The organism is Bacillus cereus group sp. MS39 (assembly GCF_040448665.1).
GTDB lineage: Bacteria > Bacillota > Bacilli > Bacillales > Bacillaceae_G > Bacillus_A > Bacillus_A wiedmannii.
Window position 1 is genome coordinate 2,231,819 of record NZ_CP123058.1, and the last position, 14,446, is coordinate 2,246,264.

Sequence of the window (14,446 nt, forward strand, 5' to 3'; positions counted from 1 at the left end):
CAAATGTAAAATGGACCATATATACGGTACTTAGCATTTCTATGTTACTAATTTTATTTGTGGCTTATGGAGTTTATTTATATTTCAATTAAGTGAAATGGTAACCAAACCAAAGGAAAAATAAAATAATTGCTGTGTTAAATAGAGTAAAACATAAACCGATAATGGCTAAAATTTTTTTCTCAGATTGGCTACAAAAAGAGATGACCGCTAATAGGATCGCTATAACAGCGGAAGCTAATATGAAGTAGGCGAAAGGCACGACATATTCTACTCCAACTCTGTCTAAAATAGGTGCGAAGAGAAAGAGATTAATAGTAACGAATATACTTACAATGAGAAACATATAACTTTTCCAAGTGTATGTTTTTAACTGCATAGAACGACACTCCTTTCTCTTTATTATTTATATTTTTAAGTTTAAATTAATTACCTTTATTTTACAAATCGAAATATTTTGTATTGAAAAGAGGGTATTAATATGAAAATTAGAAATTGGTCTCAAGTCTTTATTGCGATCTGTATACTCATAATAACCGGCTGCTCAAATATATCAGAAAATGAAGATCAAAGAATTCAAGTTAAAAAACATATTGGTGATAATGAATATGAAGATTTTAAGGCAGTGGCAGATAATAACGAAGTGTTGCAAGTAAAGAAAATATTAAATGATGCTAATTTTGAAAATAAAAAAGTGGAAATGTCTCGTCCAGCTGATTATCACTTTATTTTTCAATTTAAAAATCCGAACATAGAGGCGAAAGTTGTGTTGTATCAAATTTGGGTAAGCCCTAATAAGGATAAAATAGAAATCAAGACGGGGGATAATCGGTACGCTCAATTAGAAGAGAAACATGCGGCCACTTTGTTTCAGATTGTTACAGGGGAGAACCTAGTTGAATAAAAGTATATAGGGTTATAGGAACTCAGCTCGTATTTTTCATTTTGGAGATAATTAGTATTCAGCAAAAATAGCTATCTTTTTATATTGGAATAAATATTGAGAATCGGATAAAATGGAAATTGGACATTGACTTGATGAGCATGAGGTTCTCCGCTTATAAGCAGATTAATGAACCTTAAGGTTTCCATTAATCCGCCATTGAATAATAATACTAGGAAATATATTGTTTTTACAAAGATTCGATGTTATGTTTAATTTTCTCAATATAATATTTTCCTTATATAGGAGTGGCTATTTGAAGAAGTTAATATTATTAGTTTTATTGGCTACATGCTGTCTCACCATTGCAGGATGTTCTAATAATAGGATTACACCAAAGAATGAGTCTAAAACTTCAACATCTGTAAAGATTAAACGTATCAACAAAGCGTGGTACAAACATATTTAATAGTTTTAAGAAACTTGAAATTGTTGATGATAAAGGTCATAAGGTGAAATTCGTTAGGCTGATAGTAGAGGTTGTGAAACCTGGTGAAAAGCGGGAAGAATAGTTTGCATTTGGATTTATAAAAAATGCGACATTAAAATATTCACAAAAAAGAGTCTACATGTAGTCCTTTTTTTGTGGATATTTTTCATAAATAATATACATTCTATGGTGCCTGCCTCTAACTTTAACCTTCTAAAAATTATTTTACTAGGTTAAAATGTTTATAGAGAGTATCGCCCTTCAAAATTCAGTGAATGTGAGGGGCTCATAATAACTCGATTGGTGTGGTCCTTTTTCACTTTATCTACCATCTTTATATATCTTTCTATTAAAAAATCTAACTTTAATCGATTAAATGGAATAAAACTTGGTTAAAAATAATGAAATTTCAGGAAAAATAAGGTACACTAATCAATGGTTTTGGTTTAAATCAATTGACGTTTATGTATACGGGGGAAAGATTGATGAACAACAATATAGTAAATGAATCTGTTGAAGAAGTTGAGAAAAAACGGGTAAGATCAAAAAAACGTTTTACAAATTGGAAGCTAATCGCAGCGGGTGGCGGTGTAATTGCACTTCTTATTGGAGGAATGAGCTATTATCAAGCAACTCACTTCAATTCGAATGTTACGATTAACGATACAAAAGTCGGTGGTTTGAGCGCTGATCAGGCAATACAGAAATTAAAAACATCTGGACTAGCAAACAAAGTCTATATTGATCAACAACAAATTTTAGATGAACAAGATACAAAAACGGAACTGACGGAAAAAGACTTGCCACAAGTTAAGAAACTATTAAAAAGTCAGTGGACATTTTTCCCTTCCACAAAGGAAAAAGATTATTCATTGCTACCGAAAGAAGCGGATCAGTATCGTAGTGAAACGATGAAAAAACTTGTAGAAGAAAAGCTTGTTTCTATGAATGAAAAATTAAAAGCGCCTCAAGATGCTATGGCTAAGCTCGAACAAGGAAAAGTTGTTATTGCGAAGAGCGTTGATGGAAAACAGTATGACGTTACGAATCTACTAAAAGATTACGACAAGCAGAAGCATAAAAGCGAAATTCATCTAAAGTCTGCATACATACAGCCTATTAAAGAAGACGATCGAATCATCAAAAAAGAAGAGAAAGCATTACAGAATCTTCTTACGCAGTCTGTTGATTATAAAGTGCAGGATGAAGTGTATTCATTAAAAGCGAAAGATTTAATTCAAAATGCTACTATGTCAAAGGATATGAAAGTAACAATCGATGCGAGCGAAATTAAGAATAAGGTTGCTGAAATTAATAAGGCTAAATCTACATTACATAAAGACTTCGCTTTTAAAACACATTCTGGCTCGGTTATTTCAGTAAAAGGACAAGGATACGGCTGGGCACTAGATGTGGAAAAAGAAACAAAACAAGTTCAAGAAGCCTTTGAGAAAGGCGAAAAATCGCTTTCTGCTTCTAATATTCACGGGAATGGTTGGAAGAAGGAAGGGATCGGCTATGAAACAACAGCAAACAATGGCATCGGAGACACATATGCAGAAGTTTCAATTGCAGATCAACAAATTTGGATTTATAAAGATGGGAAATTAGTCGTCACAACAAATGTAGTAACGGGTAAACATAGCACGAGTGAAGATACATCACCAGGTGTGTGGTACGTTCTATATAAACGAACACCATACACGCTTAAAGGAAGCGCAGTAGGTAAAGCTGATTATGCAGTTAAAGTAGATTACTGGGTTCCATTCACAAATAGCGGTCAAGGATTCCATGATGCAGGCTGGCGAAAAGACTGGGCAAATAATGCTTATTTAACAGGAGGATCAGGCGGGTGTGTGAACCTTCTACCTAATGTTGCAAAAACTGTATATGATAGTTTGAACACGAATGATCCAGTTATTGTGTACTAGAAAATAGGTACGTATCAAGAAATAAATAAAGCAGGAAATCTTACCTGATGGTATATGAAAAAACACCTCTTGAATTCGCATACGAAGTATGTAAATTCAATGGAGGTGTTTTTGTTTGAAAACAAGAGTTCATTGCTTCTAAGAAACAAAGTAGAAAGTGATTGAGATGAAGAAACAAGTATTCAAATAGTCAATAAAATTGACATTGAATATCATTTTCACTTAATATAGAATCGTCGCATTTAATTAGACATGACTTTTTTATTAATATAATAGATTTTTAATAAGGTGTCCCATTAAAGAATTTAAACGTAGGAAAGGGTAATATAAAAATGAACTGGAAAAAAGGCGGATTATGGATTATTATTTTTTTCATTGTAAAAGGTACGATTTCTACACTGTTAATCGTTACAGGTGCTAAATATTTTGATTTATCATTTATGCAACTTTTCGTACTAATACTGGTCTTATTACTGATTTCTCTCATAAGCCGAAAATTGCTGTATAAACATAAACAAAACAAAAAGCAAAAAGAGCTAAATATATAATGAAGCCCCAGAGACCTTTGGATTTCTGGGGTTTTATTTCGATAGTTTTTTCTACATGTATATCAACTTAACAGAAAAGGTTGTCCAAAATGATAAAGTCGATGCTGATTAAAATGCGTCGGTTACTTTTATATAAGGATTGAAGAATCTTTATTCTGGAGCTACACACATTCATAAATTATGCTTGTTTTTCAATTGGTAGTTTAAATGTAAAAGTACTGCCTTCTCCTAATTTACTTTCAACTGTAATTTCTCCTCCGTGTAGTTCGACAATCCATTTTACCATCGACAATCCTAAACCTGTGTTTCCGGTGCTTGAAGATGTTCGTGCTGCGTCAACTCGATAGAAGCGGTCCCATATTTTCGTAATATGTTGCTCGCTGATGCCTATGCCATTATCGGAGACTTTACCTATTATGTTGGTTTCATCACGGAACAGTTGCATATGCACAGTGCCGTTCGCTTTGCTATAAGCAATCGCATTCGTTAGTAAATTCATTAATAAACGCATCATCAATGTTTGATCTGCTTTCATAAACAGGTCTTCCTCTATATGAGTTGTTATATCAATCGAAGCTTCTTGAACCATTAATGAAAGCTCTTCTACAACGATTTCCGTTAATTCACTCATATTGATACATTCAAATTGGAAATTATTATGCTTTCCTTGGTCAGCTCTTGCTAATAATAAGAGTTGTGAGATTAGCGCGGACATTTTACGTGATTGCTTTAAAATTACTTCTAACGATTCTTCCATTTCTTTCGGATTATTCCTCAGTGATAAAGCGTATTCGCATTGTGAAATAATAACAGATGTTGGTGTTCTTAATTCATGAGATGCGTCAGATGTAAATTGTTTTTCACTTTCGAACGATGTTTCCAATCGCTCAAACATTTTGTCAAAGGTTTGTGCTAAATGATACATTTCGTCTTTCGGTGAACCTTGTAAATGAATTCTCTTCGAAAGGTCTTTACCATCACCAATTTTACTAGCTGAATCACTCATTTGTTGCACAGGTCGAAACGCTCTTTGTGTAATAAAATATCCTCCCACTGCGGCAATGAGAATAAGTAATGGGAATGAGATGAGTGTTATCACGATAAGCGTATTCATCGTTGATGATAATTGGCTCATAGTCATTATTCCACGAATCCAGACTTGCTCATCGCCGCCTGCATTATGGAGAAAATCATATACAATCCATTCTTTATTACCGTCTTTAATAGTTTGTATTTCATCGGATTTAAGCGATATCTTTTTATTAAAGCTTGTTGGACTATTTCCTGCCAGCGGCTCACCTTGTTTACTATAAATGATGATATTTACTCCATCTTCAAAGGTTTCAAAATCATCGTCCATCTTTAATTGACCATGCTTATACTCGATATCTTCAATACTTTCTTTTACTGTGCTCTTCAATTGATCTTTCATATTAAAAAGCAAAACTTTATCTGAAGAAGTTAAAATAAAAGCTAACACGAGTGCCATAATAATTACAATTAGCCCCGTATACCACAGGGTCACTCTCATTTTGATTGATAGTCTTTTCATGATTCTACTCGCAATACGTAACCAGTTCCTCGTACTGTATGAATTAACTTCGTTTCAAACTGGCTATCAATTTTTTTACGAAGATAGCGGACGTAAACATCAATAATATTCGAGCCACCTTCATAGTCGTAATTCCACACATGTTGCTCAATTTTATCTCGTGTCAACACAACTTCCTTATTACGAATCATATATTCTAAAATAGCAAATTCTTTACTGGAAAGAGTGATAACCTGGTCTCCTCTTGTTACTTTATGCGTATTACAATCTACCACTAGGTCAGCGATTTCAAACACATTAGATGTGTTTCCTGTATTTCTTCGCATTAACACTCGAATTCTTGCTAGCAGTTCGTCAAAAGCAAACGGCTTTACTAAATAATCGTCTGCACCTAAGTCGAGTCCTGTTACACGATCATCAATTGTATCTTTAGCTGTAAGAAGCAAGACAGGAGTTGTATGATTGTCCGCGCGTAATCTTTGTAATACTTGTAAGCCATCTATTCCGGGAATCATAATGTCAAGTACAATCAAATCGTAGGTAGCCATGTTTATATAATCTAAGGCATCTTCTCCATTCCCACATGCATCGACACTATAATGTTCAGCATTTAATCGTTTTACCAATATATTTTGTAAGTCTTGTTCATCTTCGACAATAAGAACTCGCATTAACATTCTCCTTTTCTTCTTATTAATATGTATCAGTATAATTCCAAAACATTAAAGAAAGATTAGAAACTATTTAATTATATCATTTTATTTTTTTGTACATTAATCTTCCTTTAATGTTTGTTCAGTAATATAAAGGCAAGGATAAGGTGCACATGTAAAGGGAGGAAAACAGAATGAGAAAGTGGATGTTGATTGGAGCAATGTCTTGTTTAATTTTAACAGCTTGTTCTACTCAAGCTGATAACAATACAGAAGTACAACAGCTGAAAGTGGAAAATGATACATTGCAAAAAGAAAGTGCTCAACTACAACAAGACCCACACAAAACAGGGCCTGCTACGAATGATACGAAGCAAATACAAGATTTTAAAAACGAAGTCACATCTATCGTTGAAAAGGCAAATAACACGAAACCAGTTGGAGCTAAAGAAGAAAACTTAAATACGTACTTAGCAGCAAAAAAAGAAATTGATCAATTGGATGACAAAATAGATCTATCGGATAATCAGCTAGAAGCAGATTATCACGCCGGAACGATAACTATTGAACAATATAAAGCGCAAGAAAGAGAACGCGATATACTGGAAGATCAATTAGAGCAAGCAGAAAATGCGCTTGAAGCAAGATTTGGAATAGATGATTAATTATTAAGGAGTGGATGAACATGTTAAAACATAAAAAGAAAATAATGATAAGTGTAATTGCTATTTTAGTAAGTGGTATTGCTATTGTTGGGGGATATTATGGTATGGGTTACAATTATGCAAAAAAGAATGAAAACTACACAGAGAAACAAGTTCGTGAAATTTCTTTAGCGCATACAAATGGAGAAATTATGAATGTGAAAAAGGAATTCGAATTAGAAGATGACAACTTAGCACAATCTACATTTGAATATGAAGTGGAAATCAAGACACCTGATAATCTGTTAAATAGTTTAAAGGTTAGTGCTAGAACAGGTACAATAGAAATCAATAGTGAAGATTAAAAAAATATCGCGTATTTGAAAAAACTCCTAACAAAATTTGTTAGGAGTTTTTTCATGTTTATACTCTACTATTTTAAAAGAGGGATCGCTACAACACCATCAAGCTAATATTTTGATGTCCCCAAAAACAAAAATTTTATCTCTTCACAGTTAGTTGTCTATGAGAATTGAGTTCATTTTTTTGTGTTTGGATATTCGCTTTTCTTAGCATGATGGCAATGTGGTTCTACCCCTTATAAATGTTACAAAAATCTTTCAAATAGCTCTAACTTGCACAATGCTTCCCATTAATATAATACGCTGATTCTGTGAAAACCGTAAATACAACCTCTACTTCTGGAAGTCCAAAATCCATTACATATGTAGTAATGGCCTTGGCAAATCGATCACGAATTTCCTGTCCACGCTCGAACCATTTCACTTCAATAAGAGGAAACGCTTCTATTTCTTCTCCATTGAATACAAACGTAGAACTTGGTAGTTCCAACGTAAAATTATCCGTACCACACTCACAAATCTCTGCGAGCTCTTCTACTAATGGCTTGCTTATGCGTTTTAATTGTTCAGTAGTAATTCCACGAAACACAACATGCGGCATGTGAATCCCTCCGTTAGATAGCTTTATATTTGCTCACATCATAACACAATTTATTTTGCTGCACTAACATCTATTGGTACATTTCAATGACATTCTTAAGAATAATCATAAGTTATTGAAGCAATACATGTATTGTAACTATTTAAAATATTTGAGAGCTCGGTAATTGGGTAAATAAAAAAGCCTTATCATTCTCCCTGTAAGGAGGCTGGAGGGGAGGCCCCTATTAGGAAAGGGATGGTGCGCTTATATATTTTAAAAAGAAAAGACACACTAAGGTACCTTCCTCCGACTTGATAACCACTTTAATTTTAATAACATTGGATTCCCATCCGAATAATATTTTACCACGTTAAGTAATGTTGGTCATTGAGAAAGTCAAATACGTAGCGTTCATATATAGTGACCCCTAGGAGTATGCAAAATTTAATACAATTTTTGTTGTTGATCCAACAACAAAAAAGAACCCTAAAACCGTGCCAGGATAGGAATGTATAAAAAATGCATAGGTCGATAGAACAAAGAAAGGAGGTTCCCTTGTAAGGGGAAGATTCCTCCTTGTCCTTGCTACTGATAATGATGCGTTATGTTAACTCCATATGTGTAGAGTATACAGTCAAAAAAGTACAATACATCGCTTCTTCTAAATGGTACAATTAGGGAAAAAGAGGTGGAAGGATATGTATGATTACAAATTTGTGAAAGTCGAAATTGATGGATGGAAAGGGCAACCCAAAGAAGATTATAAGCGTATTATTATAGAACATGCTGAGGATGGTTGGGAATTTGTTCAAGTCCTTACGCTAACACTCGCAGGATATACGACTTCTTTGGAGATTATCTTCAAACGAACCAAAGAACTTCTTTAAAAAACGAAAGAGGTTTGCCTTAAATAACATACAAAAAGAACTGAAATATTTTGGAATCTAATTGTTCTCGATTTAACTTATAAGACAAATAAGCTAATATTAATCAACTTCCGATATCGATAATTATGTAAATCAGCTGTCCACATGGACAGCTGATTTTATTTTTCGGCATAGCATAGATTATTTTGAAAAATGCTGACGGTATCCTAGGGAGCATAAAAAGCAATAAAATACTAAACTTTAGAAGTTGAATATAGGATTATTAAAAAAGTATATGGAGCCAGATACTTTATAATTGTGATACATATTTTAAGGTTGTTAGAATACTCAAAATTTATCGTAAGAATCGCTATTTTTTTATAGTCTATTTACGTAATTTATGTTATGGTTTCATATGTTAATTACTTACAATTTTTTTGGGGGTGTAGGGGTTTGAAGGTAAAGAATCTAATATTATTAGCATTTTCACTTATGTTTGTAGCAGGGGGAGCAGCAGGGTGTACTACAAAAGAAAAACAAGTAGACAGTAAAATTTCTATTGAGCAAAATAAGAAAGAAGACTATGAAGAAAACTTAGCCTATCTAATGAAAGATGTTTCTGAACAGTCCAAGGTCGTAAGTGACATATTAACAGGCCAAAAGTCAGTAGAAGAGAAGAAGAAAGAATTTGATTTAGCTTCTAAAGACTTACTTGAAACATCTGAAAAGGTTAAAAAATTAAAGCATGACGAAAAGTATAAAGATGTGCAATTTACAATGGATACTGCTATGGGTTTACTAGATATGTCACTTAAATCAATTGGAGACGGTCTAGAATTAAAAGATAGAAAATTAATAGAAATAGGTAATGATGCAGTAGTTAAGGCTTCTAAGAAGATAGACGAAGCAAACGAGATGATGAAAGACATCAAATAGAAAGATAAATTAATACAGTGGTAATTTTGTTATCTTCTGAACTACTAGAAAATGAGTTTGAAGAAAGCAGGGAGAGATGTGAAACGAAAGGCACTAAAACTTGCGTTATCCTTCATGCTATTAGTAGGAGGAGTTGGTTGTGGAAGTAATGCAATAGATGAAGAGCACGCTATTGTTTCGAAAGATGATGCAAAAAAGGAAGACATTTATGCAGGTAACCTACTCCAATTAAATAAAGAGTTTAACACTATTATTGAAGATCTAGCTATAGCTGAGGAAAAGTGGAATGGATAGAAAAAGCATTCTAAAACAAAGGGGTATATGTCAATGAAACGTAAGATTTTATCTTTTTTAGTAGTTCCAATGTTAATGTTAACTGGGGTTGGATGTGAGACTAAGGTTAAGAAAGATGAAGCAATGGAAGCTTCTGTTAAACAGAATAAAAAAGAAGACTTCAGTAAGAACCTAGCATATTTAATGAAAGATTTCTCCGAACAATCTAAAGAAATAGACGGTATTGTAAAAAGTAGCAAGTCAATGAAGAAAAAGTCAGAAGAGTTAAAAGAAGTATCTAAACCTTATTTACAGTTAGTGGACAAAATAAGTAAGTTAGAGTATGAAGTAAAAGATCACCCAGTACAACATAATGTAGGTTTAGCGATGATTCATGTAAAAGATGGGGTGGAAATCATACAAGAAGGTTTAGATAAGGGTAAAGAATATGAAGTTGATGGTGGGCTTGAAAGATTAGAGACTGCTTCTAAGTTAATAGATAAAGCAAACAAAGAATTGAAAAAATCTAAGTAACCTAACTATAGGGGAATGTGTTAAATCTATAGGCTATCCTATAATTAATGGATCCTAAAGCTTAATACCATTTAAAATACCGGTTCTAATAAGAACCGGTATTTTAAATGGTATTATTTTGAAGTACACACTAAATGAAAATTCTCTTTCTCTACAATTAGTTATTTTGAGAATTCAACTCATTTTTTCTTTTTGGGGGTATTTACTTTTCTTAAGTTGATGGGCATGTGGCGGTACCCCATACCCATCAAGTTAAAAGCTCACACCACCCCCAGAACGATAATTTTGTGTTTTGTACAGCACCGAGGTTCATTTTTATCGTTTTGAGGAAACTTTTTCTGTTAGGTTTATAGATTATAAAATAGAGTACTAAGCATCCGATTTGAAAGCAGATATCCCTCTTTTGGTTACCCAGGCGCAGGAGGATCATTCTGTCTTGCCGATCCAGATGAAAAGTTAAGTTATATTTATGCGATGAACAAACATGGATTTGGCATGGCCAATGAACGAAGAGAACTTGCACTAATAAAAGCTCTTATACGGTTGCCTCTGAAAAAATGAAAATATGTAAAAATAGTTGGGGATATTTTTATGTTGTACGGTTTTTGGCTATGAATAGTGGAATAAATATTAAGTATTCAACAGTTCAAATAAAACGAGTCATCTTTTTATTTTAAGAAAAAAGATGACTCGTTTTATGCTAAAATTCACTTAGTGTATATTTTCGTTAAAATGTGGGTGGGCCCCCTTTTAGCAAAACCGGAGTGGAAATGATGAGTATAAACAGTTTTGTGGGATTGATAAAGGACGAATTATTAAAAGAGGTAAGTATAAGAAGTGAGGATGAATTCGAGCCTGTAGTAGTTAAAGATATTCCTAGACTTTGGAAGTGTTTAGGGATGGGTAATTATGCCGCAGTATTTATGCACAAAGAATATAAAGATTGGGTAGTGAAAGTTTACGCACGAGAAGGAGAAGGAATTGAAAAAGAGTCAGAAGTATACCGAAGAATCGGAAATCATCCTTCTTATTCGAAGCTTATATATAAAGGAGAAAATTTCATAGTATTGAAACGTTTAAAAGAAATTACCTTATACGATGCTGTTCATAAGGGGATTAAAATTCCTAAGCAGGTGATCCTTGATATCAATGCAGCTTTAGAGTATGCAAGGGAACAAGGATTAACTCCTTGTGATGTTCACGGAAAAAATGTGATGATGGAAAACGGAAGAGGATATGTAGTCGATGTATCTGATTTCTTAAAAACAAAAGAAGATAGTAAGTGGAGAGACCTAGAAAAGGCATATTTTACATTTTATTTGCCTTTCATTTATAAATTTCCTTTTCCTATTAAAATACCGTATTTTATGTTAAACATCGTTAGACATTCGTATAGAAAATATAAGAAGTTTAAAAAGAAATTCAAATTGTAAAAGGACCACATACTTATTTTTAGGTTAGGTAAGTGAACCACTAGTAAACAAAAGGACCGTACATTTTAGATATGTCTAATATGTACGGTCCTAATTTTATAACTTCATGAAGTAATCAGTAAGCTTTACATTTCCTTTTTCACGCAATTACTTATTTTCTTCCTCAAACCCTTTATTCTTTTTCTCTAACTTTTCAATTCTTCTTTTAAGTAAAGCAATGACGGCATTTTGATTGTTCTCGCTCCGTTTAATCTTAGGGTCCACAAATCCTTTTTATTGTTGATTTTGCAAGGAATTGATGCGTTTTATGAGCACTGTATGGTTTTATTCACTCCGGCTTCTTTCTGTCACACTCTTGAAGTTAATTATATTTTTCTACGTACTAAATAAAAAGATAAGGCCCCCATAATAACAGGTGCAACGAAATCAAAGAAATGGGAAAAATTAAAAGGAAAAAGAAAAAGAAATGGTATAAGTGTATAGATAACTGCTAGTCCTATAAATACAGGAATTCCAAATTGAAATTCTCTACATCGTTTGATTTTCCTGTATAACACTTCCCCAATTAGACAAGCTACAAGAGTCGGTATACTACCATAAGTGACGATCATTTTAATGAATCCTAATACAATGTTTGGGTGAATAAAGCTAGGATGAGAAATATATGAAATCAAGAACCATCCAAAAATAAAAGCAAACAGACTTGCAGCATAACTAATTGCAAATTTTATCAATGTAATCATCCTCACAGTTTTCTAGTATTAACTCTATCGTATGACATGAAATCCTATTATTAGTAGTAAGAAAAAAGCGGATCCCTACTCTAAAAAGGCATCCACTCATCCTTCTATACTTGTTTTATTTTCTTTGCCCTTGCAAACTTCCAAAAAGCTGCAAGTAGTATGAGCAGTGGAATTCCCTGAATAAAGAGAAATCCTCCGAAAAAATAAAGTGCACGACTAACTAGAGGAGGGGCTGTTGCCGACTCACCCGCAAAATAAGCCCCATAATTAGCCGCTACACCTGCATAATCAGCTATCCCACCTATAAGAAAAGCCGCTGGACTTATGATTAGATTTATCCCTAAACAGATCATTATTGAAGATAGGTTTTTAGCCTTAATTTTTGGTGAAACAGACAAGAAAAATAAGAATATTGCAGTGCCGTTTATAAGAAGTAGTGTTATTACAAAATAAATTCCCATGATATCCCTCCATGATTTTAATTGTACCATCAGCAAGGACAACTTTGTGTAAATTTGGATGAATAGGGTCTTCATGTGAGGTTAACATAACGTCTCATTAACAGTAGTCAATGATGCATATAATTTTCGTTTTTGCTTTCTTTTCTGAGCTGGATAGCGGTGGGGGTGAGTCATAAATTGTGGAACACATTCTTAAGTTATTTAATATGAAAAAATGAAATTCTCCTTCTGCAATTCATTCAAATTGGCCAATCTCCACATCTTTTGAATTCCCTGAAGCGCTAAGCATAAGCAAAATAATTAACTATCCTATGCAAGAAAGTTAGGCTAGTTAATCGCATATGTTTTATTGAAGGGATGTGATTGCATTATGGAACGACCGAATTGGGGAATTGGAGGATTAGTATTCGTTGGCTGCATGTTTCTTGGCGGAGGAGTGGGATCTATATTAGGAGATACGCATGCTGGATGGCTAATAGGGATGGGTGCTGGATTTATTGGGATGGCTTTAACGAGACTGGTCAGAAAGTAATATAACGGGATTCTTCTTCGGGTAAATAAGGGAATATGTACGTAAGTAATTCATGGTATAAGAGCTCTATAAATTATAGTTAGAAACTTCTCTTTTCAAAATTTCTCCATACATAGATATGATTCTCAAGTCGGAGGATGGCACCTTAGGGTGTTTTTTTTATGCTCTCTAAAAATGTTTTACCATATAATAGATTTCGTGAGATTCCGATAATCTTTTTTGTAATAGAATAGATTCATTACCGTTTCAGACCGACGTATTCATTCATAACCTAACAGTAAAAGGGGGATGATTCAAGGTATGGCGTGTAATGATGAATTAATTTGTCAACAGTTTGCAAGAATTATCGGTGGCCAAGAAGGATTCGCCGGTGGAAAATGCGTGGCTACAATAAATCGGGATGAAATACAAGCAACTATCTTAGGAAAACGTTTTAGAGTAACAACTTCCTTCTCATTCGAATCACGAGATAATAAAACTGGACGAGCATTATGTTTAGGCCGGGTAGCGCTATTGCAAAGAGAAGTCAATGGGTTTGTTGCTACAATTATTAAACAAGGAATAATCGTTTCGTCTATACACAATGAGTGGTTATGTGATGAGCCGAATTTAATTTACGTTAATATCGAAGACGTTGATGATCCGCTAAGCTTCGCAAGGAAAGTTAGAAAAGCGTTATGTAATTAACCAATTTATCCCACTTTAATGGGCAGTAAGACCCCCACCTCAAAATTCAGCGAAAGCAAAGAAGTTAGGTGGGGGATCAACTGCCCATAAAAGTCCGATTGGTTCAACTAATAATCAGTGGGGGATGAAGAAAACCCCCACTGATTAAAGTTTCACTTTATTTAGTTAAATGAGCAATATGAAGGTTTTTCCTTGTATTTTATTAATTAAGTTCACTTGATTAGCAAACGGACGTAATTCCTATGCACGAATCGATATAATAATAATCTCCGCCTTTATTGTAGCGTGAGTGTTAGTCAAAATTAAATATACACGACAAATTTTGACAAAGAAAT

At 33.6% G+C, this 14,446-nt stretch carries 18 protein-coding genes; 12 read left to right on the top strand and 6 right to left on the bottom strand.

Annotated elements, in window-relative coordinates; genetic code table 11:
- Positions 1–88: 88 nt before the first annotated feature.
- Positions 89–379 (bottom strand): hypothetical protein, encoded by a 291-nt coding sequence (locus tag QEP67_RS11750; protein ID WP_048566083.1) that lies wholly within the window; start codon positions 377–379, stop codon positions 89–91.
- Positions 380–481: 102 nt separating this feature from the next.
- Here QEP67_RS11750 and QEP67_RS11755 point away from each other — a divergent pair, with 102 nt between their 5' ends.
- The 3 genes from QEP67_RS11755 to QEP67_RS11765 all read left to right on the top strand — a co-directional run bounded on the left by QEP67_RS11755 (position 482) and on the right by QEP67_RS11765 (position 3,852).
- The gene (locus QEP67_RS11755; RefSeq protein ID WP_048566084.1) at positions 482–904 is read left to right on the top strand and encodes a hypothetical protein; all 423 of its coding nucleotides are present in this window, start codon (positions 482–484) and stop codon (positions 902–904) included.
- Between the two features lie 954 nt (positions 905–1,858).
- Complete coding sequence (locus QEP67_RS11760) at positions 1,859–3,304, top strand: L,D-transpeptidase family protein (protein WP_151035473.1); 1,446 nt, start codon at positions 1,859–1,861, stop codon at positions 3,302–3,304.
- A 332-nt stretch (positions 3,305–3,636) separates the two neighbouring features.
- A complete protein-coding gene (locus QEP67_RS11765; protein WP_001104092.1) occupies positions 3,637–3,852 on the top strand; it encodes a hypothetical protein in 216 nt (71 codons plus the stop codon).
- A gap of 178 nt (positions 3,853–4,030) precedes the next feature.
- Here the strand turns inward: QEP67_RS11765 and QEP67_RS11770 are convergent, their stop codons facing one another.
- Positions 4,031–5,404 (bottom strand): HAMP domain-containing sensor histidine kinase, encoded by a 1,374-nt coding sequence (locus QEP67_RS11770; RefSeq protein WP_002108096.1) that lies wholly within the window; start codon positions 5,402–5,404, stop codon positions 4,031–4,033.
- Positions 5,401–6,075 (bottom strand): response regulator transcription factor, encoded by a 675-nt coding sequence (locus QEP67_RS11775; RefSeq protein ID WP_001264520.1) that lies wholly within the window; start codon positions 6,073–6,075, stop codon positions 5,401–5,403. The genes QEP67_RS11770 and QEP67_RS11775 overlap by 4 nt, the downstream gene beginning before the upstream one ends.
- 176 nt (positions 6,076–6,251) lie before the next feature.
- Between QEP67_RS11775 and QEP67_RS11780 the strand changes: the two genes are divergently transcribed.
- Entirely contained in the window at positions 6,252–6,722 is a 471-nt protein-coding gene (locus QEP67_RS11780) for a hypothetical protein (RefSeq protein WP_048566086.1), read from the top strand.
- 20 nt (positions 6,723–6,742) lie between these two features.
- Entirely contained in the window at positions 6,743–7,066 is a 324-nt protein-coding gene (locus QEP67_RS11785; RefSeq protein WP_000912144.1) for a hypothetical protein, read from the top strand.
- A gap of 265 nt (positions 7,067–7,331) precedes the next feature.
- Here the strand turns inward: QEP67_RS11785 and QEP67_RS11790 are convergent, their stop codons facing one another.
- Entirely contained in the window at positions 7,332–7,664 is a 333-nt protein-coding gene (locus QEP67_RS11790; protein WP_001120967.1) for a DUF1904 family protein, read from the bottom strand.
- Between the two features lie 680 nt (positions 7,665–8,344).
- Between QEP67_RS11790 and QEP67_RS11795 the strand changes: the two genes are divergently transcribed.
- From QEP67_RS11795 to QEP67_RS11815, 5 genes are all read left to right on the top strand, one after another.
- A complete protein-coding gene (locus tag QEP67_RS11795; protein ID WP_000272493.1) occupies positions 8,345–8,533 on the top strand; it encodes a DUF4177 domain-containing protein in 189 nt (62 codons plus the stop codon).
- A 432-nt stretch (positions 8,534–8,965) separates the two neighbouring features.
- Entirely contained in the window at positions 8,966–9,448 is a 483-nt protein-coding gene (locus QEP67_RS11800; protein ID WP_000865351.1) for a hypothetical protein, read from the top strand.
- Positions 9,449–9,526: 78 nt separating this feature from the next.
- Positions 9,527–9,742: a hypothetical protein gene (locus QEP67_RS11805; protein ID WP_000822989.1), complete on the top strand. Its 216-nt coding sequence runs from the start codon at positions 9,527–9,529 to the stop codon at positions 9,740–9,742.
- Positions 9,743–9,769: 27 nt separating this feature from the next.
- A complete protein-coding gene (locus QEP67_RS11810) occupies positions 9,770–10,255 on the top strand; it encodes a hypothetical protein (RefSeq protein WP_048566087.1) in 486 nt (161 codons plus the stop codon).
- A 773-nt stretch (positions 10,256–11,028) separates the two neighbouring features.
- Complete coding sequence (locus QEP67_RS11815; RefSeq protein WP_000026520.1) at positions 11,029–11,688, top strand: serine/threonine protein kinase; 660 nt, start codon at positions 11,029–11,031, stop codon at positions 11,686–11,688.
- A gap of 365 nt (positions 11,689–12,053) precedes the next feature.
- Here QEP67_RS11815 and QEP67_RS11820 read toward each other — a convergent pair whose 3' ends face one another.
- Positions 12,054–12,431 carry a hypothetical protein gene (locus tag QEP67_RS11820; RefSeq protein ID WP_033658739.1) on the bottom strand — a complete coding sequence of 126 codons (378 nt, stop codon included), beginning with the start codon at positions 12,429–12,431 and terminating at the stop codon, positions 12,054–12,056.
- 104 nt (positions 12,432–12,535) lie between these two features.
- Positions 12,536–12,892, bottom strand: a complete 357-nt coding sequence (locus tag QEP67_RS11825) for a hypothetical protein (RefSeq protein ID WP_000513488.1) — start codon at positions 12,890–12,892, stop codon at positions 12,536–12,538.
- A gap of 370 nt (positions 12,893–13,262) precedes the next feature.
- Here QEP67_RS11825 and QEP67_RS11830 point away from each other — a divergent pair, with 370 nt between their 5' ends.
- Positions 13,263–13,424 (top strand): hypothetical protein, encoded by a 162-nt coding sequence (locus QEP67_RS11830; protein WP_000441005.1) that lies wholly within the window; start codon positions 13,263–13,265, stop codon positions 13,422–13,424.
- Between the two features lie 300 nt (positions 13,425–13,724).
- The gene (locus QEP67_RS11835; protein WP_002108098.1) at positions 13,725–14,111 is read left to right on the top strand and encodes a DUF1259 domain-containing protein; all 387 of its coding nucleotides are present in this window, start codon (positions 13,725–13,727) and stop codon (positions 14,109–14,111) included.
- The last annotated feature ends 335 nt before the right edge of the window (positions 14,112–14,446 follow it).